General features: G+C 33.7%; 19 protein-coding genes. All 19 read left to right on the forward strand.

Features of this window, described 5'->3' with window-relative positions; genetic code table 11:
• Nucleotides 1-178 precede the first annotated feature (178 nt).
• The 19 genes from pseB (at nucleotide 179) to fliS (ending at nucleotide 18,611) form a co-directional block, all read left to right on the forward strand.
• Nucleotides 179-1,156, forward strand: a complete 978-nt coding sequence (gene pseB, locus NV349_RS03240) for a UDP-N-acetylglucosamine 4,6-dehydratase (inverting) (RefSeq protein WP_271912397.1) — start codon at nucleotides 179-181, stop codon at nucleotides 1,154-1,156.
• Nucleotides 1,156-2,226, forward strand: a complete 1,071-nt coding sequence (locus NV349_RS03245; protein ID WP_271912398.1) for an FkbM family methyltransferase — start codon at nucleotides 1,156-1,158, stop codon at nucleotides 2,224-2,226. The genes pseB and NV349_RS03245 overlap by 1 nt, the downstream gene beginning before the upstream one ends.
• Nucleotides 2,227-2,243: 17 nt before the next feature.
• Entirely contained in the window at nucleotides 2,244-2,807 is a 564-nt protein-coding gene (pseH, locus tag NV349_RS03250; protein ID WP_271912399.1) for a UDP-4-amino-4,6-dideoxy-N-acetyl-beta-L-altrosamine N-acetyltransferase, read from the forward strand.
• The gene (locus tag NV349_RS03255) at nucleotides 2,800-3,039 is read left to right on the forward strand and encodes an acyl carrier protein (protein WP_271912400.1); all 240 of its coding nucleotides are present in this window, start codon (nucleotides 2,800-2,802) and stop codon (nucleotides 3,037-3,039) included. The genes pseH and NV349_RS03255 overlap by 8 nt, the downstream gene beginning before the upstream one ends.
• Before the next feature lie 17 nt (nucleotides 3,040-3,056).
• On the forward strand, nucleotides 3,057-3,812 hold the full coding sequence (locus NV349_RS03260; protein WP_089934796.1) for an SDR family NAD(P)-dependent oxidoreductase: 756 nt from the start codon (nucleotides 3,057-3,059) through the stop codon (nucleotides 3,810-3,812).
• Nucleotides 3,805-4,635: a transketolase gene (locus NV349_RS03265; RefSeq protein WP_089934797.1), complete on the forward strand. Its 831-nt coding sequence runs from the start codon at nucleotides 3,805-3,807 to the stop codon at nucleotides 4,633-4,635. The genes NV349_RS03260 and NV349_RS03265 overlap by 8 nt, the downstream gene beginning before the upstream one ends.
• On the forward strand, nucleotides 4,628-5,599 hold the full coding sequence (locus NV349_RS03270; RefSeq protein ID WP_089934798.1) for a transketolase family protein: 972 nt from the start codon (nucleotides 4,628-4,630) through the stop codon (nucleotides 5,597-5,599). The genes NV349_RS03265 and NV349_RS03270 overlap by 8 nt, the downstream gene beginning before the upstream one ends.
• A 58-nt stretch (nucleotides 5,600-5,657) precedes the next feature.
• A complete protein-coding gene (locus NV349_RS03275; RefSeq protein WP_089934803.1) occupies nucleotides 5,658-6,992 on the forward strand; it encodes an AMP-binding protein in 1,335 nt (444 codons plus the stop codon).
• Nucleotides 6,989-8,050 (forward strand): LuxE/PaaK family acyltransferase, encoded by a 1,062-nt coding sequence (locus NV349_RS03280; protein ID WP_089934807.1) that lies wholly within the window; start codon nucleotides 6,989-6,991, stop codon nucleotides 8,048-8,050. The genes NV349_RS03275 and NV349_RS03280 overlap by 4 nt, the downstream gene beginning before the upstream one ends.
• Complete coding sequence (locus tag NV349_RS03285) at nucleotides 8,047-9,219, forward strand: acyl-CoA reductase (protein WP_089934811.1); 1,173 nt, start codon at nucleotides 8,047-8,049, stop codon at nucleotides 9,217-9,219. The genes NV349_RS03280 and NV349_RS03285 overlap by 4 nt, the downstream gene beginning before the upstream one ends.
• A 15-nt stretch (nucleotides 9,220-9,234) precedes the next feature.
• Nucleotides 9,235-9,957 (forward strand): cytidylyltransferase domain-containing protein, encoded by a 723-nt coding sequence (locus NV349_RS03290; RefSeq protein WP_101966440.1) that lies wholly within the window; start codon nucleotides 9,235-9,237, stop codon nucleotides 9,955-9,957.
• Nucleotides 9,957-10,916, forward strand: a complete 960-nt coding sequence (pseG, locus tag NV349_RS03295; RefSeq protein ID WP_089934813.1) for a UDP-2,4-diacetamido-2,4,6-trideoxy-beta-L-altropyranose hydrolase — start codon at nucleotides 9,957-9,959, stop codon at nucleotides 10,914-10,916. Before NV349_RS03290 ends, pseG begins: the two co-directional genes overlap by 1 nt.
• Complete coding sequence (gene pseI / locus NV349_RS03300; RefSeq protein ID WP_271912403.1) at nucleotides 10,913-11,959, forward strand: pseudaminic acid synthase; 1,047 nt, start codon at nucleotides 10,913-10,915, stop codon at nucleotides 11,957-11,959. Before pseG ends, pseI begins: the two co-directional genes overlap by 4 nt.
• Nucleotides 11,956-13,086 (forward strand): UDP-4-amino-4,6-dideoxy-N-acetyl-beta-L-altrosamine transaminase, encoded by a 1,131-nt coding sequence (gene pseC, locus NV349_RS03305; RefSeq protein WP_271912405.1) that lies wholly within the window; start codon nucleotides 11,956-11,958, stop codon nucleotides 13,084-13,086. Before pseI ends, pseC begins: the two co-directional genes overlap by 4 nt.
• 194 nt (nucleotides 13,087-13,280) lie before the next feature.
• Complete coding sequence (gene fliB / locus NV349_RS03310) at nucleotides 13,281-14,501, forward strand: flagellin lysine-N-methylase (RefSeq protein ID WP_271912407.1); 1,221 nt, start codon at nucleotides 13,281-13,283, stop codon at nucleotides 14,499-14,501.
• A gap of 200 nt (nucleotides 14,502-14,701) precedes the next feature.
• Nucleotides 14,702-15,091: a flagellar protein FlaG gene (flaG, locus tag NV349_RS03315; protein WP_089934818.1), complete on the forward strand. Its 390-nt coding sequence runs from the start codon at nucleotides 14,702-14,704 to the stop codon at nucleotides 15,089-15,091.
• 21 nt (nucleotides 15,092-15,112) lie between these two features.
• Complete coding sequence (fliD, locus tag NV349_RS03320; protein ID WP_271912410.1) at nucleotides 15,113-17,605, forward strand: flagellar filament capping protein FliD; 2,493 nt, start codon at nucleotides 15,113-15,115, stop codon at nucleotides 17,603-17,605.
• Between the two features lie 27 nt (nucleotides 17,606-17,632).
• Nucleotides 17,633-17,992: a flagellar protein FliT gene (locus tag NV349_RS03325; RefSeq protein WP_271912412.1), complete on the forward strand. Its 360-nt coding sequence runs from the start codon at nucleotides 17,633-17,635 to the stop codon at nucleotides 17,990-17,992.
• Between the two features lie 208 nt (nucleotides 17,993-18,200).
• Nucleotides 18,201-18,611 carry a flagellar export chaperone FliS gene (fliS, locus tag NV349_RS03330; RefSeq protein ID WP_141904756.1) on the forward strand — a complete coding sequence of 137 codons (411 nt, stop codon included), beginning with the start codon at nucleotides 18,201-18,203 and terminating at the stop codon, nucleotides 18,609-18,611.
• Nucleotides 18,612-18,629: the final 18 nt, after the last annotated feature.

The raw sequence follows: 18,629 nt of genomic DNA on the forward strand, positions 1-18,629 counted from the left end.
ATCTATTAAAATGAACATTTGCTAAGGAGGAAATGTGTAGAGTAAAAAGGAAAAAGTGAAATATGTACAAATAAAAAGTGGATATTGCATTAAAAATTATATTTATTTTTCAAAAGTAGAAATACGTTAAAATTATCCGATATAATATTTATATGATACATAATAAGGGGAAATACTAATGAGTGTTTTAAAAGATAAAGTGGTATTAGTAACAGGCGGTACAGGCTCTTTTGGTAAAAAATTCATCAGGAAAGCACTTACATTAGGTGTAAAAAAAATTATCGTTTTTAGTCGCGATGAGTTAAAGCAATATGAAATGAAGCAAGAGTTCCAAGATGAACGAATCCGATTCTTTATTGGTGATGTGCGGGATAAAGACCGATTATATCGTGCCTTTGATGGTGTGGATATTGTCATTCATGCAGCTGCTATGAAGCATGTTGATGCATGTGAATATAATCCTTTTGAGGCGGTAAAGACAAATATTCATGGAGCTCAAAATATTATTGAGGCAGCTATCGACCGTGGTGTAGAAAAGGTAATTGCGCTTTCAACGGATAAGGCATGTAGCCCTGTGAATTTATATGGTGCGACAAAATTAGCATCTGATAAATTATTCGTTGCTGCCAATGCTTATGTAGGAGAAAAGAAAACAAGATTTGCAGTTGTACGCTATGGCAATGTAGTAGGAAGTCGCGGTAGCGTAGTACCATTCTTTAAAAAGATTAAAGATACAGGTAAATTACCTATTACAGATGAGCGTATGACCCGTTTCTGGATTACCCTCGATCAAGGGGTACAATTCGTATTAGATAATTTGGAACGAATGTACGGTGGGGAAATCTTTGTGCCGAAAATTCCAAGTATGAAAGTTACAGATTTAGCAAAAGCTATTGCTCCTGAATGCGAAATGGAAGTTATTGGAATTCGCCCTGGTGAAAAACTTCATGAAGCAATGATTATGGAAGATGATGCTCGGCATACATTAGAGTTTGATACATATTATGTCATTCAACCTGAATTTTCTTGGTGGTATGCTGATAAGTTTGAAGGCGGTATTCCTCTACCAGACGGCTTTGCTTATACAAGTGATAATAATAAAGAATGGTTAAATGTTAAAGATCTAGTGAGAATGATAGGAGAAAAAGACATATAATGAATACTGAACCTCGGTATACAGTTGTTTATGGTATAGGTTACGCAGCAAAAGTTTTAATAAACTATTTGGATTGGTTTGAGAATATCCAAGTGGATTATGTCTTTGTAAGTCCAGGGCATAAGAAAGAACAGAAATATTGTTATCATAGTAAAAGTGGAAAAATGAGAAGTGTACCTATAGTTGAACTTAATGAAATAAGTTTACTAAAAGATAATGTTGATATTTATTTAACTGTAGTTTCCCATAATGAAGAAGTATTTAGTTCTCTTATGAAAACGGGTTATAAAAATATTGTAAATATACAGTCTATAGAGAACTATGAAGATCCATTTTTTGAAGAATATTTTAAAAAATTCAACATCGACCTTTCGAAAGAAATAATTGATTTTAATGGTATTCAAATATATAACCCTATACTATTTAATAGTGATTTAAAAGGTGCTTTTTTTGAAACAGTAGGGGATGAATTATCACCTAGCATTTTAAACGATTTTTCATTAGTAGTAGATGGTGTTTATGAGTTTGAAGATGTTCACCTCGAAGAAGGAGATTATATAATCGATGCCGGTGCAAATATAGGGTTATACTCTTGTTACGCAGCTAGTATGGGGTGCACAGTATATGCTTGTGAGCCAGGGAAAAAATCACTCGAGATATTAGAAAAGCAAAAAAAGATATATGACAATATTCAAATAATACCGTATGGTTTATCAGACCATCAAGGGTACATGGATTTATTTGAATCAGACACAGGAGTACTAGACTCTTTTTATATGAATCGTGGAAATGATCAAATAAGATCAGTTCCTATTGATACAATAGATAATTTGGTTGAAAAAAAGGTGATTAAGAAAGTAGATTATATTAAGGCTGATATCGAAGGTGCAGAACGATATATGCTTATAGGGGCTCAAAAAACTTTAAAAGAAATGGAGCCAAAATTATCAATATGTACGTATCATTTCCCAGAAGATGCGCAAATTCTCGAAAAAATAATAAAAGATGCTAACCCAAAATATGTAGTTAAGCATAATTGGAGAAAACTATATGCGTATGTTCCAAAATGAATTAGTGGTGAATAATAATGAGTATGGAATTTAAATTATTAGATGAAGATAGTTTAGATTTAGTAATGAAATGGCGCACTAGTGAACACGTAACTAAATTTATGTATACGGATATCGAGCCTGATTTAAACAAGCAAAGAAAATGGTTTGAAAAGATAAACAAAGATTATACTCAATTAAATTGGGTTATCGTTTATAAAGATAGCCCTATAGGTTTAATTTCATTAAATAATATTGATTACATACATGAGAAAGCCAGTTCAGGCTTTTATATTGGTGAATTAGAATATTCTATTGTTTCAAGCCGTATCCTGCCTTATTTTCTAAATTTTTATTTCTTCGAAATGAAGTTTAACAAATTAGTAATTGAAGTTCTCTCTATAAATGAATCTATGTTGAAAATGGACTATCATTATGGATTTAGAAAAGTAGGTACGTTAACTCAGCATATAAAAAAAGATGGCGTATATTATGATGTAGAAGTTCTGGAAATCTTAAAAGATACGTGGATTAACAACTATCAAAAATATCATAAATTAAGGGCTCCATTCGAATTGAGAGGAAAAAATAGCAATGAATAATTTAAACAAGTATAACAATGTTTTTAAAGAGTGTTTTAATATTAACGAGGACCAATTAAATGAAACGTTAGTATATAACTCAATAGAAGAGTGGGATTCTGTAGGGCATATGGCAATGATTGCTGAATTAGAAGATGTGTTTGATATTATGCTTGAAACAGATGATGTGATTGAGTTTAGCTCATATACGATTGGTATAGAAATTTTAAAAAAATATGATGTTGAAGTATAAAGTAGGAGGTAGTTAGTATGCTTTTAAGCGGAAAAGTAGCGGTTATAACAGGATGTAATCGGGGAATTGGAAAAGCCATTACAACTGTATTTGCTAAACAGGGCGCTAATATAATTGCATGTGCTCGAAAAAGTACTGTGGAATTTGAAAGCTACTTAACTAATCTTCAAAACGAGACAGGTGTTCTAATAACACCTGTCTATTTTGATATTAGTAAGGAAGATGAAGTTAAATTAGCCATAAAAGAAATAAGAAATCTGTTCTCTACGATTGATATATTAGTTAATAATGCTGGGATAGCTGGGGATACAATTTATCAAATGACTACAATGGAAACACTTGAAGAAAAAATGAAAGTGAACTTTTATGGCCCTTTTTTATTGACTCAATATATTACGAAATTAATGAGAAAAAGTACAGCGGCATCTATTGTAAATATTACATCTATTGCAGCCGATGATAGTTACAAAGGGATGATTTCCTATACGGCAAGTAAGGCTGCATTTAACGCCTTTACTAAAACAATAGCGAATGAACTAGGTAATGTTAATATAAGGGTAAATGCTATTGCTCCAGGTTTTACAGAAACCGATATGGTATCAAATGCAATCACAAATAAAGAATTTTTGACACAACTACAAAGTCATTTAGCTTTAAAACGTTTAGCTAGACCTGAGGAAATTGCAAATAGTGTGTTATTTTTGGCATCTGATTTGTCATCCTATATTACTGGACAAATATTACGGGTAGATGGGGGACTTTTTAATGATTAATGCAAGCTTAGTAGAAAAATTAAAGAAACAAGCTAGTCATATGAGAATAAATGCTTTGAAATTAGCAAATGCTTCAGGGAATAATGCTGCTCACGTAGGCCCGGGCTTATCCATTATTGAAATTTTAGCTGTTTTGTACGGTCACACTATGAATATTAATAGTAAAAATTCTTTAGACGAAGGTAGAGACCGTTTTATTTTAAGTAAAGAACATGGGGTATTAGCTTACTATACTGCTTTATATGAGAATGGAATTATTACAGAGGAAGATTTAGCTAGTTTTATGAATACAGGTAGTGCCTTTTTAGGTCATCCAGTAATGAATCGTAAAAAAGGTATTGAATTTACAAGTGGTAGTTTAGGAATGGGCTTATCATTGGCTATCGGTGTTGCGATGGGATTAAAACGTAAGCAATTATCAAGTCATGTTTATGTATTATTAGGTGATGGTGAGAGTAACGAAGGGTCGATTTGGGAAGGGTTTTTATCTGCTCCACATTTTAAATTAGATAATTTAACAGTCATTATTGACCGGAATGGTATTCAGTTAGGTGGTAAAACGAACGATATTTTACCAATGAATCATTTGGAGAAAGTACTAGAAGAGATGGGCTGGGCTGTCTCCACTGTAGATGGGCATGATATTGAGGCATTAATAAGTGTATTTGATAGTGTTTCTCATAAACCTAGAGTAATAATAGCTAATACTATTAAAGGCAAAGGTGTTTCTTTTATGGAGCACAATATTGATTGGCATCATGCTGTGCTAACGGATAAATTATTTAACGAAGCGATAGAAGAGCAGGTGAAAGAAAATGAATAATACATTAAAAAATCATAAAATGTTAGCACGTTTAGGTCAACGAGGCACATTTGGAATGGTCATGTTAGAGAAGGCCAAAAAAAAGGAAGATTTATTGGTGATAACAGCAGATGTATCTATTCCAGCAGGCTTAGATCGTTATAGAAAGCAACATTCTGACAAATTTATTGATGTAGGAATTGCTGAACAAAATATGATTGGTATAGCCGCTGGTTTAGCCAGTGAAGGTTTTGATGTTTATACAACAACATATGCTCCATTCCATACGCTAAGATGTTTAGAACAAATTCGAATGGATATTGGTGAAATGAAACATCCAGTAAGAATGGTAGGATTATCTAGTGGTGTAGTATTAGGTATGATAGGTAATATGCATTGTAGTTTTGAAGATATAGCTGTTATTCGTGCTATCCCTAACATAGCAATTATTTCACCTGCAGATTCTTTTGAATTAGTAAAAGTATTAGAGGCTCTGGAAAGTTATCCCAATCCAGTATATCTTCGATTGACTAGTGGAGCGCCCTCTCCAATTATTTATAAAGAGGATTATAATTTTGAAATCGGAAAAACTATCTCAGTGAAAAATGGCGAAGATATCGCGATATTTGCTACGGGTTCCATTATAAGTGAGGCAATAAAAGCTGCAGAATTATTAGAATTAGAAGGCATTAATACTGAAGTAATTAATGTCCATACTATCAGACCTTTAGATAATGAAGGTATAAAAATGGTTATTAAAGATAAAAAGCTTCTTGTAAGTATGGAAGAGCATGTAATTGCTGGAGGGCTAGGTAGTGCCATATCCGAAGCAATAGCTATGGAGGTTAAAAAGCCTCCTCACTTAATGATAGGATTACCTAGTGATTATAGCAGAGCAGGAATATATGAAGAGATGCTAGACTATTACGGATTAACTGCTAATAAAGTTGCTAAAAGTATAAAGGAAACATTAAATAATATTTAATTATTTATTGGTGTGGTAGATGCTATCACACCTTTTCCTATAAAGAAGGAGCGAGCTTATGGAACTTTTTAATTTAGAGAGTAGTGATGTGGCGATTATTACAAATGAACAAACATATGCTTTTAGTGAAATTCCTAAAATTGAATTTCGTAGTACAAGCAAAGAGTTAATATTGATACTATGCCAAAACACAATAGATATTTTAGCTACTTATATTTCAGCTATGAATAGCAAGCATGCGGTTATGCTGATTAATGAAGGTATTAATCATGAATTACTAGCAAACATTATAAAAACATATCAGCCGAAATGGATTATTGGATTAAAGAGCCATGAAGGGTATGAAATAAATGAAAATCAATTAATAAGAACAAAAGAAATAGTAACCAATATTCATCCTGACCTTGCAATTTTATTAAGTACTTCAGGTACAACTGGTAGCCAAAAGTTTGTTCGTCTTTCCTATGACAATATTAGGGTAAATGCTGAATCTATTATAGAGTATCTAAAAATTAATCAAAATGAACGAGCAGTTATGAATCTACCACTTTCTTATTCATATGGCATGTCGATTGTGAATAGTCACCTTTTAGCAGGTGCTTCAATTTTATTGACTGATGAAAGCGTGATGGAGAAGTCATTTTGGGAACTTGTGAAAAAACATAAAGCAACTTCAATTGCAGGTGTTCCATTTACATATCAAATGTTACAGCGTATAGGCTTTACAAAAATGGAGTTACCTTATTTAAAGACAATGACACAAGCTGGGGGACGATTAAATGAAAAGCTTGTAAAGCATTTTGCAGAATATGCAAAAGAACAAAATAAGAGATTTTACATAATGTATGGTCAAACTGAAGCTGCACCACGTATTTCATATATTCCTTATGAAAAAGTATTAGAGAAGTCTAGCACAATTGGTATTGCTATTCCTGGTGGCAAACTTTCTATAGATGTAGAAACCGAGGAGTTAATTTATATGGGTGCTAATGTCATGATGGGGTACGCTGAGAATTTATCAGACTTAGCAAATGGCTATGAACTTAATGGGGTACTATATACTGGCGATACAGCAATCATTGATGAAGATGGATACTTTACAATTACAGGACGAATGAAGCGTTTTATTAAGTTATTTGGTTTGCGCATTAATTTAGATGATGTGGAGAAGAAACTTGAAGAAGAACTACAAATACCTTTAGCTTGTACTGGATCTGACGATAAATTAATTGTAGCTATTGAACAAGCTGATTATGTTGAAAAAGTAAAAGAAGCGATTGAACATTTATATAAGCTTCACAAAACGGCATTTAAAGTCAAGGTGATTGATGAAATTCCACGTTTTGTAAGTGGAAAAACCGATTATATGAAGCTAAAGGAGAGCTGTTTATGACGGTCCCTTATCATTTAGTACAGGCCGAGAAAGAAATTGAACTAGTAGTTAAATTAAATGAACTAACTAGATGGCACACTGAAAATTGTCATGAATATAAATCAATGCTAGAAAAAAGCAATGCATTACTAGAAGCAAGTTGTTTAGAAGAAGTACCATTTTTACCTGTGCAGTTGTTTAAGCTAATGAATTTAAAATCGGTTTCTCAAGAGAACGTTGTAAAAGTGCTAACATCAAGTGGGACAACGGGACAGCAAGTATCTAAAATTTACCTCGATAAAGAGACATCGATTGCACAGACAAAAGCACTTGTAGAAGTGATGAAACCTATTTTAGGTAATAGACGTTTGCCAATGATTCTGTTAGATACGAAATCTGTGCTAAAGGATCGAAAATCATTTAGTGCACGTGGAGCGGGAATTTTAGGGTTCTCTAATTTCGGTCGCAAACACTTTTATGCTTTAAATGATGATATGACATTGGATGTTGAAGGTTTACAAGCGTATTTAAAAGAATACGAAGGACAACGTATATTACTGTTTGGTTTTACATTTATGATATGGCAGTACGTTTATAAAGAAATAAGAGATAAAGGTTTAAATATTAATTTTGGTGATAGTGTACTTATTCACGGAGGTGGATGGAAAAAGCTTAAGGATGAGGCGGTTGATGCTTTGACTTTTAATCATCTTCTTAGTAAGCAATTAGGCATTCAAGAAGTACATAACTATTATGGCATGGTTGAACAGGTCGGTTCAATTTTTGTAGAGTGTAATGAAGGACATTTACATGCACCGAGCTATGCTGATGTGATTATTCGTAATCCGATTACGTTTAATGTTTTACCTGTAGGACAACAAGGTTTAATTCAGGTAGTGAGTGAATTACCAAAAAGTTATCCGGGTCATTCTTTATTGACAGAAGATTTAGGAACAATTCATGGTATTGATGATTGTCCATGTGGATGGAAAGGAAAGTATTTTAGTGTAGTTGGACGTATCCCGAAGGCAGAATTACGCGGTTGTAGTGATACTTTTCAAGGAGGTGTGCGTTTGTGAAAATATTTTGGCCAAAGAATGGGAATTTTGATAATGTACTATGCAACTTGAATAATCAAAAATTGAATCAACCTTTTGCTGAAGAAGTAATTGCTTTTACACAAAGTTTATCGAAGCGTTTTGTACGGATGCGATACATGCCTGAAGTTGTAGCACTTGGTTACTGGCTTCGAAAATCAAATATTAAGCAAATGCAAGCAGAGTTTGAAAAGGCTACTAAGGGAAAAGTAGTTCGTGGGCGAGGTACAGCTTTTCATATCGCTCCTTCAAATGTTGATACTATTTTCGTTTATTCATGGATGCTGTCACTTCTTGCAGGGAATCGCAATATCATTCGTATTTCAAGTAAAACGGAAATAAATGAGTTATTACAAGTGATTTTAGAAGAGTTACCTAATTATAAATCGTTAGCGGAACAAATAATAATTTGTACATATGGTCATGATGAGAGTGCAACAGAAATGCTCAGTCTAACATGTCATACACGTGTTATTTGGGGAGGGGATGAAACGGTAAAAGCCATTCGTAAAATTCCCCTTGCACCACTAGCAAATGAATTAGCATTTCCAGACAGATTCTCATTAGCCATATTAAACTCCGAAAAAGTTATGTTATTAGATGATGAGGCACTAGATGCATTACTTGAGCAATTTTATAACGATGTGTTTTGGTTTGACCAAATGGCATGTTCATCACCAAGACTTATCGTTTGGATAGGTGAGAAAATAGAATCTTTTTGGACGGCATTTGAACGTAAAATCCAGAAAAAGCAACATGAGTTATTAGCAGCAACGCAAGTATTGAAATATTCGACAAGTTTACAATTAGCCGCGGAAAATTATGTAGAAAAAGTAGTACCTATAACGAACTTTTCACGTATAAAGCTAAATGATGTGCCAAGAGATGTACGTGAAAAGCATTGCGGTGGTGGCTTGTTTTATGAGTATGAAGTTGAAAACTTAATAGACTTAGAACAAATTATAATCGATAAAGATCAAACAATTGCATACTTTGGTTTTGAGAAACCTGAGTTAAAGGAATTAGTAGAATCAATTTCTACACGAGGGATAGATCGAATTGTCCCAATCGGGCAAGCGCTAAATTTTGATGGTGTTTGGGATGGACAAAGTTTCTTAACATCGTTTACGAGGGAAGTAATAATTTTATAAATGGAGAGTTTAACTATGAAAACAATTGTAATTATCCAAGCAAGAATGGGCTCCTCTCGTTTGCCAGGGAAAATTTTAAAACCGCTTGGAGATGTAGATGTTTTAAGGTACGATATCACGCGCTGTCGTGCTATCAAAGGTGTTAATGAAGTTATTGTTGCGACAAGTACTTTAAAACAGGATGATGCAATTGCAAATTGGTGTGAACAGCAACAAGTTGCATATTTCAGAGGTTCTGAGGGAGATGTATTAGATCGCTATGTTCAATGTGCAAAGCAATACAAACCTGATTATGTGATGCGTGTAACATCGGATTGTCCATTTGTTGACTATGAAATGGCAAGTGATATTGTAGAATTAATTCTAAAAGAACGTAAAGATATCGTGTTAATTGACGGGCAATTACCTCGAGGATTAGCGGTAGAACTTATTTCATATGAAGCACTTTTATATATTCATAAAGTAGGGCTAGAATCTCGACATCGTGAGCATGTTACTTATTACGCCTATGAATTTGCTGAAGAATTTGAATCAGTTACATATAAAGCGCCAGCAAATCGTATTGCGCCAGAACTACGCATTACGCTAGATACAATCGAAGACTATAAACTGATTTATGAGGTGGCAAAGCATTTCAACAACCCATTAATTTCAAGTAAAGATGTGATTCAATTTTTAAAAGATAATCCTGAAGTTGCAAAACTAAATGCTCATATCGAGCAAAAGCCGGTGATTTAATGAAAGTCATTATTCGTACAGATGCATCTATTGAAATCGGTAGTGGTCATGTTATGCGTTGTTTGACAGTTGCAAAAAATTTGCGTGTGAATGGATGTGAAGTAATCTTTTGGATGCAAGATTTACCTGGAAATCTAATTGATTACGTAATCAGTGAAGGTTTTGGAAATATTTTTGAAGCAGAGCAAGCAGACATATATATCATTGATCATTATGGGATTGATAAAGAGTGGGAGTGCAAAATACGTGTATTTACAAAAAAAATTGTGGTAATTGATGATTTAGCGAACCGTAAGCATGATTGCGAGTTGCTTCTGGACCCTAATGTATTGCCAAATTTTGAATCACGATATGACGATTTAGTGTCTGATGCATGTATAAAGCTATTAGGTCCAAAATATTTAATTATGCGTGATGAGTTTATTGATGCAAGACGGCTATTGCGCAAGAGGAATGAACAAATTGAAAATTTACTCATTTTTATGGGCGGTTCGGATCCAACGAATGAGACGATGAAAATTTTGGAGGCACTTGAAGAATTTCAGTTTAAACATATTGATGTAGTTGTTGGAAATGGTAATGTTTTTAAGGAACAAATTCGGGAGATTTGTGAAGAGCGTGGGTATGACTATCACTGTCAAATTAATTATATGGCAAAGTTAATGCAACAGGCTGATTTTGCTATTGGTGCGGGGGGAAGTACAACATGGGAACGTTGTTATGTTGGACTACCTTCATCGAGTACTATTGTAGCTAATAATCAGAAAGAAGGGACAGAATTTGTTGCAGAACTTGGCATAGTTATTAATCTGGGATGGCATAAAGACGTGACATCGGAAACTTATAAACAGTTATTAAAAAATTTACAGATTAAAGATTTAAGTGAAAAAGGGCTTATTCTAACTCAAAATGAGCAACCAAATGAGTGGGTTTATAAAATATTGGAGTTGATAAAATGATTAAAATAGGAAATAGAGAAATTGGTCGTCATACGAAGCCATTTATTATTGCAGAAATGTCAGGTAACCATAATCAATCATTGGAAAGAGCATTACATTTAGTAGAGCTAGCCGCAGAAGCAGGTGTTGACGCTCTGAAATTACAAACATATACACCTGATACAATTACATTAGACGTTCATACAGGTGAGTTTTTCATCCAAGAAGATGGAAATCTCTGGAGAGGTAATTCTTTATATAATTTATATAAAGAGGCTTATACACCTTGGGAATGGCATAAGGAGATTTTTGCAAAAGCACAAGAACTTGGTCTCCTTGCTTTTAGTTCTCCATTTGATGAGACAGCAGTGGATTTCTTGGAAACATTGAATGTACCAGCATATAAAATTGCCTCATTTGAAAATGTAGATATCCCATTAATTAAAAAAGTTGCGCGAACAGGAAAACCAATGATTATTTCCACAGGTATGGCGACTGCTGCTGAACTAGATGAAGCAGTTCGTGCTGCTCGCGAAGAAGGTAATAATCAAATCATATTACTGAAATGCACTAGTACATATCCTGCTACACCTGCTAATTCAAATTTAGTAACTATACCACATTTGAAAGAAATGTTTAGTACAGAAGTAGGTTTATCAGATCATACAATGGGGGTTGGTGTATCGGTTACTGCAGTGGCACTTGGAGCAACGGTAATTGAAAAGCATTTTACAACATCTCGGGCTGAAGGAGGGGTTGATTCTGCATTTTCAATGGAACCACATGAATTAAAAATGTTAGTGGAAGAAACGGAGCGTGCATGGCAAAGTTTAGGGAATGTGAGTTATGGACCAACAAATGCGGAGAAGGAATCAGCAAAATTCCGACGTTCTTTATATATAGGCTCAGATTTAAAAGCTGGTGATATTTTAACAGAACAAAATGTTCGCAACGTTCGACCAGGCCTTGGTTTGCCAACGAAGTACTATGATTTAGTGATTGGTAAATCGATTAAGCGTGATGTAAAAAAAGGAACTCCATTAAGTTGGGATTTATTACTATGATTGATTCACCTCGATTTATCTCATATGGCAGTCAAAGTATAGATGAAGATGATATTCAAGCAGTTATTGAAACATTGCGTTCACCAAACTTAACTCAAGGACCGAAAATTGCACAGTTTGAGCAAGCTGTGGCAGCTTATGTTGGTTCAAAATATGCAGTAGCATTCTGCAATGGAACAGCAGCTTTACATGGTGCTTGTTATGCTGCTGGAATTGATGAAGGGGATGAGGTCATTACGTCTCCTATTACCTTTGCTGCAAGTGCAAACTGTGTACGCTATGTTGGCGGAACAGTTGTTTTTGCGGACATCGATGAACGTACTTATAATATTAACCCTGAACAAATACGTTCTAAAATTACATCAAAAACAAAGGCAATTATTCCAGTGGATTTTACAGGACAACCTGTTGATATAGATGTCATTATGGATATCGCAAGGAAGCATGAACTCGTCGTAATTGAAGATGGTGCTCATTCATTTGGTGCTAGTTATAAAGGGCGAAAGGTTGGAACACAGGCGGATATGACAATGTTTAGTTTTCACCCTGTAAAGCCTGTGACAACAGCAGAAGGTGGCATAGTTGTTACAAATAACGAAAATTATTATAAAAAACTAGTAAAGTTCAGAAGTCATGGAATTGAGCCAACAGCTTATGCTGAAGAACAAGGTGACTGGTATTATGAAATGACAGAATTAGGTTATAATTTTCGTATGACAGATTTACAGGCAGCCCTTGGTGTTTCACAAATGAAGAAACTTGATTATTTTATTAAGCGGAGACAAGAAATTGCTGCAAAGTACAATGAAGCATTAGGAAATGTGACTGGAATTACAATACCGAAGCAACTAGAGGATACTGAATCTGGCTGGCATTTGTACATGATTCAATTAGATGAAGCAAATCGGAAACAAGTATTTAATGCTATGCGAGCTGCAAATATTGGTGTCCATGTTCATTACATACCTGTTTATTGGCATCCGTATTATCAAAAGCTTGGTTATGAGCAAGGACTATGCCCAGTAGCAGAGGAATGGTATAAAAAAGCGTTAACATTGCCTATACATCCTCGTTTAACTGATGAAGATATTAACTATATAGTGAGTATATTAAAAGAATACATTTGATGAGGAAGTATTCTTTTAATATGAAGTTTATCATTTATATTAACTGTAGTTGAATAGAGTGAGAACAATTAATAGAAGATACCACTATCTATTTTTAAAACTATCAATAAATTATTCAAAAAAGAAAAGTAAGCATATGTTCAGATTAAAAAAATAATGTATATTAATATTAAATTATAAAAAGGGTGTAGGAAATGAGACCTATTTTAGTTCCTGAATATATAGAAGATTTTAGTTGTATAGGTAGTGCTTGTGAAGATACTTGTTGTGCTGGTTGGAATATAACAGTTGAAAAGAAAACATATCAAGCGTATCGTAAAGTGCGTCAGCCGGAGATGGCAGAAAAACTATTAAAATATGTAAAACGAAATCGTAAAGGTCATGATGACTCTAATTATGCAAAGTTCATTTTAGATGATAATAAAAACTGTCATATGATGTTAGAGGACGGGTTATGTAGTATTCATAAAGAATTAGGAGAAGAGTTTTTATGTAATACTTGTGCTGTTTATCCTCGATTCCTTACAAGTGTAGGGAATGTAACAGAAAAAAGTTTAACATTGTCTTGCCCAGAGGCAGCACGAATTGTTCTATTACGTAAAGATGGAATCGGTTTTATAGAGACAGAAGAACCAAAAAATACGCGTGGACTAATAAATAAGGACCTAAAATTAGAAAAACACCCTCATTTTTGGGATTTGCGTATTTTTACAATTCAGCTTCTTCAAAGTCGCCAACAACCTATTGAGATTCGTTTAATTATTTTAGGGCTATTCATACAAAAAATTGAACAATTAAAACCGAATGAATTGGAACAAGAATTACAAATGATAATGCAAGATTATCTAAATCGTTTAGATAACGATGAATATATTAAATCGTTAGAAGATATTAAGGGTAATTTAAATTTTCAATTGAATTTAGCACGTGCATTAATTCGCCTTCGTATTACAAGTGGTATTGCTTCAGAAAAATATATCACTATTCTTCATCAATTAATAGAAGGCTTAGCTTTGGAAGAGGATGAAGAAAAAGAATTACGTGATATGGAAGCAACAGTATTGAAATACAAAGAATCCTATACTAATATATATGAACCATTTATTAAAGAAAATGAATATATGTTTGAAAATTACATGGTGAACTATGTATTTAAAAATCTATTTCCCTATGATTGTAAGACATTCTTTGAAAGTTATATGATGCTTGTTGTCAATTTTACGTTAATTAAGTTGCATCTAATTGGTATGGCCGCTAAACAACAACAATTAACACAAGAAATGTTTATTGAATGTGTACAACAGCTTGCGAAGGTGATTGAACATACCCCATCTTATTTGCTAGATGTTCGTGAGGGTATGATGAATTTAGGTTATACAACAATGGGGCATATGTTTGTCATGATTAGTAAGTAGAGCTACCGTAATTTTTTATAAATGCTTTTTATAATAGTTAAAGATTCAAAGAAGCCCCTTATTCAGGTAAATATCATCTGAATAAGGGGTTTTTTTGAGAAAGGTATCATCTAAAGTAGTTTGCTGTAAAAAGGTGAAACATTTCTAAAAACTTCCGATACTAGATATAAGAATACGAAATGTTTGGGAGGTTACATATTATGCGTATTGCAGCTCAAGGACAATCTACAGATGTGGGAACTGCAACGTCATCAACATCTTCTAAGAAAGCTATTATAGAAGAAACTACGATGACTACTATTAAATCTCAGTTAATAACGCAATCACAAGGAGAAAAAATACCAGTTGCTGAGGGTCAAGAGGTATCTAAAGAAAAGTTGCAAAATGTAGTAGATACTGTGAATGAATTTTTGCAAATCAATCATAATGCTTCTAAATTTGTGTTACATGACGGTTTAGATCGTTATTTTGTACAAGTTGTTGATACCCAAACAGAAGAAGTCGTAAAAGAGATCCCTCCAAAAAAACTTTTAGACGCATATTATGAGATGCAAAAGTTATTAGGGATGATTGTGGACGAAAAAATATAAGAATATTTAGGAGGAAATATAATGGTAAATAGAATCGGCGGTTTAGCTTCAGGAATGGATATAGATTCAATAGTAAAAAAATTAATGAATGCGGAAAGAGCACCTTTAAACAAGTTATATCAAAAGAAACAAACGTACGAGTGGCAACGTGACGCATATCGAAGTGTTAATACAAAGCTAAAAACATTTGATACTTATATATCAGATAATCTAGTACTAAAAAGTCTTATTTCTAAAACGGCAGCTAGTTCTAATTCTAACTTAGTATCTGCAACTGCAACAGGAAGTGCTTCAGGAACACTGTCAATCGAGGGTGTTTCCCAATTAGCTACAGCAGCTCGTAAAGTTGGTGATCAAGTTAATGCTGTAGGAACTACGAAAATGTCCGATTTAGGAGCAACAGGAACTATAGAATTTAAAGCCATTCAAACCAACGGTCAATTAGCGAGTGAGGCAACAAAGATTGAAATTACTTCTGATATGACAGTTGATCAATTTATTAGTAAAGTGAATTCTAGTAATGCAGGAATTAGTGCTGTATTTGAAAATGGTCGATTCTCCTTTACTGCCAAAAACACTGGTGATGTTAAAGGTGATGATGAAATCAAAGTTGTAGGTGGTTTAGATATTTTCAACAAGTTAGGGTTTGCTGATCCTAATAAAGTTCAAAATACAGAAGGAAAAAATGCTATTTTCACTGTGAATGGTATAGCAACAGAAAGAACAACAAATACGTTTACGATTTCGGGTTATAATGTAACGTTAAAAGATACATTCAACGGCCTCCAAACGATTGCAGATAAATATAAAGCTGCTGTGGAAGAATTAAAAAATGCTACTACTAATTTAGCAAATAAACAAGCAAATCTTACTACAAAACAAAATGCTTATGGTGCTAGTGATATTAATAGCTATACAGCTAACCATGAAACTGCTTATAAAAATGCTTTTGGTAATACTTTATCTTTGTCACAACAAGTGCAATATAACAAACTTGGAAATAATGCGTGGAGAAATTTATCAACTGATGAAATAAATTACATTAAAAACCAATCATCTGCACAAGGTATTAAAGATAATCTAGATGGAAGCTCTTTAAGTGATGAAAGCAAAGCGAAATTAAAGGATTTATCTAATGATGTGTTAGATGTTTTATTTTCAAACAAAGATCAGCTTACAGATTTTAAAGCTCAAGCAGAGTACGAAAAGTATGGTGCAAAATTAAAAGATTTTGATCAAAATGCCATCGATGCATTAAAACGTTTCTCATATGACAGTAATGATTCAATTGATAAAATTCATAAAGATATAGATGATAATCCTGAATTTACAAAAGAAGTAAAAGATGCGTTAAAATCTTTAAGTAAAGATGATTTAACTAATTTAATAGCAACAGATTCAGCAACTTTAAAAACTTATCAAGAAAAAGCTCAAGCTGAGGATTTAAAACAAAAGTATAATCAATTTGGAGATGCGTTAATTAAAGGTTTGCAAGATGGATCTAAAAAGGTTGAGGATTTAACAGAAAAACAAAAAGAGGTTTGGAATAGCTTATCCCCAGAAGAAAAAGGTCAATTCTATGATTTGGCGGATCAGAATATTAAACGTTCAGAGTATTTAACTGCCGATGCTGAAGAGAAAGCAGCTCAAACTCGTTTAACAGAAGCAACTAATACCGAAAAGGCAGCAACAGCAGATGCAAATGCGGCAGGTATTTTAAAGGATGATGGTAGTGGTGGTAAAATCGTTGACGAAGATAAAGTAAATGCTGCTCAAAAAGCACAAGCAGTCACAATGACTTCCACAACAGATGTTGATGACATCATGGCTAAAATTAAGGAGTTTATCACTACTTATAACGGTTTTATCAAAGATTTAAATGATCAAACAAAAGAAACTAAATATCGTGATTATACGCCATTGACTAGTGAGCAAAGAGAAGACATGTCAGAAAATGAGATTAAGCTTTGGGAAGAAAAAGCGAAGAGTGGGTTATTAAGAGGTGATACTCTTATTCGTGAAGGGCTTTCGGGTATGCGTTCTTTAGTATATCAATCAAATCCTGGTATTGATTCAAAATATAATACCCTTTTCAGTATTGGGATTACAACATCAAAAAACTATAATGATGGCGGTACATTAGAAATTGATGAAACAAAATTACGAAAAGTATTAGAAGAAGATCCTGATGCAGTTGAAAAACTCTTTAAAAATAGTGAAGGTAAAAAAGATGATGTAGTAGATGGAAAAACAGTCGATACACGAGGTTATTTAGAAAAACTACGTGAATCGATGAAAACTTTTGAAATTACTATTGAAAAAAAAGCTGGACGTTCTACGATGACAGACGCTCAATATGCAATCGGAAATAACCTAATGGATACAGAAAGTCGAATTAGTACTTGGAAGAGAAAACTAGAGGATATAGAATCTCGCTATTGGAAGCAATTCACAGCAATGGAGCAAGCAATAAATAAAGCAAATCAACAATCCAGCATGTTCATGCAAGGCTGAGGCTTCTAATTAAGGTAGGAGAATAATATGCATCAAACAGATCAACTATTGCAAGTGTCAGCCAATTTATTTAAGCATTTAGGTGACATTCCAAATGGTGAAGAGCGTGACGAATACATCAACACAATCAATAGCATGTTGGACAAGCGTGAAACGATTATTAAAGGCTTGAAACAAGAAGGTTTTCATTTCAATGAACAAAATCGTATTCATCGTACACTGTTGGAACTAGATAATGGTATTAAAAAAAGATTAGCAGCTGTTATGGATGCAGTTAAGCAAGATATGGCAAACCTACAAAAAACGAAAAAAAGTGAACAGCAATATTTCAACCCTTACTCCAATGTTCGTGTGATGGACGGGATGTATTACGATAAAAAGAATTGACATTTTATCTTCATTTAGTGTGGTGGAAGCCGCAAGCTGAATGAAGATAAAGCTCCGGCGGACGTCAAGAATTTTAAAAGGATGAATTATGATCACACAATTCAAAATCCCGACACAATTACGCTTGGGCGTTATTGATCAAATAGCTTTTCTTCGTAAAATGGTTTAAACTAGTAAATAAGTAACCTTTCAAAGGAGTTGTCCTTTATTGGCAGCAAATTTAACAGCACAAAATGCGTATAAACAAAATAGTGTGACTACAGCTTCTCCTGGCGAATTGACGTTAATGCTTTATAATGGATGTTTAAAATTCTTGCATAAGGCGAAACAAGCTATTCAAGAGAAAAATGTCCAAGAAAAAAATACAAATCTTATAAAGGCACAGGCGATCATTGCCGAGCTAATGTCTACACTCAATATGGATATTGAGATTTCGAAACAAATGCTACCTCTTTACGAATATATGAATCATCGTTTAGTAGAGGCAAACATTCAAAATGATGTAGCGATTATTGAAGAAGTAGAAGGATTGGTGACGGAATTCCGCGATACGTGGAAGGAAGTTATTCGCATTACTCGACAACAGCAATTTGGTCAGGGAAACAGCGGACAAATTTAGACAAAATTAGAGACCATC

This window comes from Lysinibacillus sp. OF-1 (assembly GCF_028356935.1).
Classification (GTDB): Bacteria; Bacillota; Bacilli; order Bacillales_A; family Planococcaceae; genus Lysinibacillus; species Lysinibacillus fusiformis_D.

Bases quoted from the DNA above. Each gene is read 5' to 3' on its own strand.
- pseB (WP_271912397.1), top strand. From the start codon at position 179: ATGAGTGTTTTAAAAGATAAAGTGGTATTAGTAACAGGCGGTACAGGC.
- NV349_RS03245 (WP_271912398.1), top strand. From the start codon at position 1,156: ATGAATACTGAACCTCGGTATACAGTTGTTTATGGTATAGGTTACGCA.
- pseH (WP_271912399.1), top strand. From the start codon at position 2,244: ATGAGTATGGAATTTAAATTATTAGATGAAGATAGTTTAGATTTAGTA.
- NV349_RS03255 (WP_271912400.1), top strand. From the start codon at position 2,800: ATGAATAATTTAAACAAGTATAACAATGTTTTTAAAGAGTGTTTTAAT.
- NV349_RS03260 (WP_089934796.1), top strand. From the start codon at position 3,057: ATGCTTTTAAGCGGAAAAGTAGCGGTTATAACAGGATGTAATCGGGGA.
- NV349_RS03265 (WP_089934797.1), top strand. From the start codon at position 3,805: ATGATTAATGCAAGCTTAGTAGAAAAATTAAAGAAACAAGCTAGTCAT.
- NV349_RS03270 (WP_089934798.1), top strand. From the start codon at position 4,628: ATGAATAATACATTAAAAAATCATAAAATGTTAGCACGTTTAGGTCAA.
- NV349_RS03275 (WP_089934803.1), top strand. From the start codon at position 5,658: ATGGAACTTTTTAATTTAGAGAGTAGTGATGTGGCGATTATTACAAAT.
- NV349_RS03280 (WP_089934807.1), top strand. From the start codon at position 6,989: ATGACGGTCCCTTATCATTTAGTACAGGCCGAGAAAGAAATTGAACTA.
- NV349_RS03290 (WP_101966440.1), top strand. From the start codon at position 9,235: ATGAAAACAATTGTAATTATCCAAGCAAGAATGGGCTCCTCTCGTTTG.
- pseG (WP_089934813.1), top strand. From the start codon at position 9,957: ATGAAAGTCATTATTCGTACAGATGCATCTATTGAAATCGGTAGTGGT.
- pseI (WP_271912403.1), top strand. From the start codon at position 10,913: ATGATTAAAATAGGAAATAGAGAAATTGGTCGTCATACGAAGCCATTT.
- pseC (WP_271912405.1), top strand. From the start codon at position 11,956: ATGATTGATTCACCTCGATTTATCTCATATGGCAGTCAAAGTATAGAT.
- fliB (WP_271912407.1), top strand. From the start codon at position 13,281: ATGAGACCTATTTTAGTTCCTGAATATATAGAAGATTTTAGTTGTATA.
- flaG (WP_089934818.1), top strand. From the start codon at position 14,702: ATGCGTATTGCAGCTCAAGGACAATCTACAGATGTGGGAACTGCAACG.
- fliD (WP_271912410.1), top strand. From the start codon at position 15,113: ATGGTAAATAGAATCGGCGGTTTAGCTTCAGGAATGGATATAGATTCA.
- NV349_RS03325 (WP_271912412.1), top strand. From the start codon at position 17,633: ATGCATCAAACAGATCAACTATTGCAAGTGTCAGCCAATTTATTTAAG.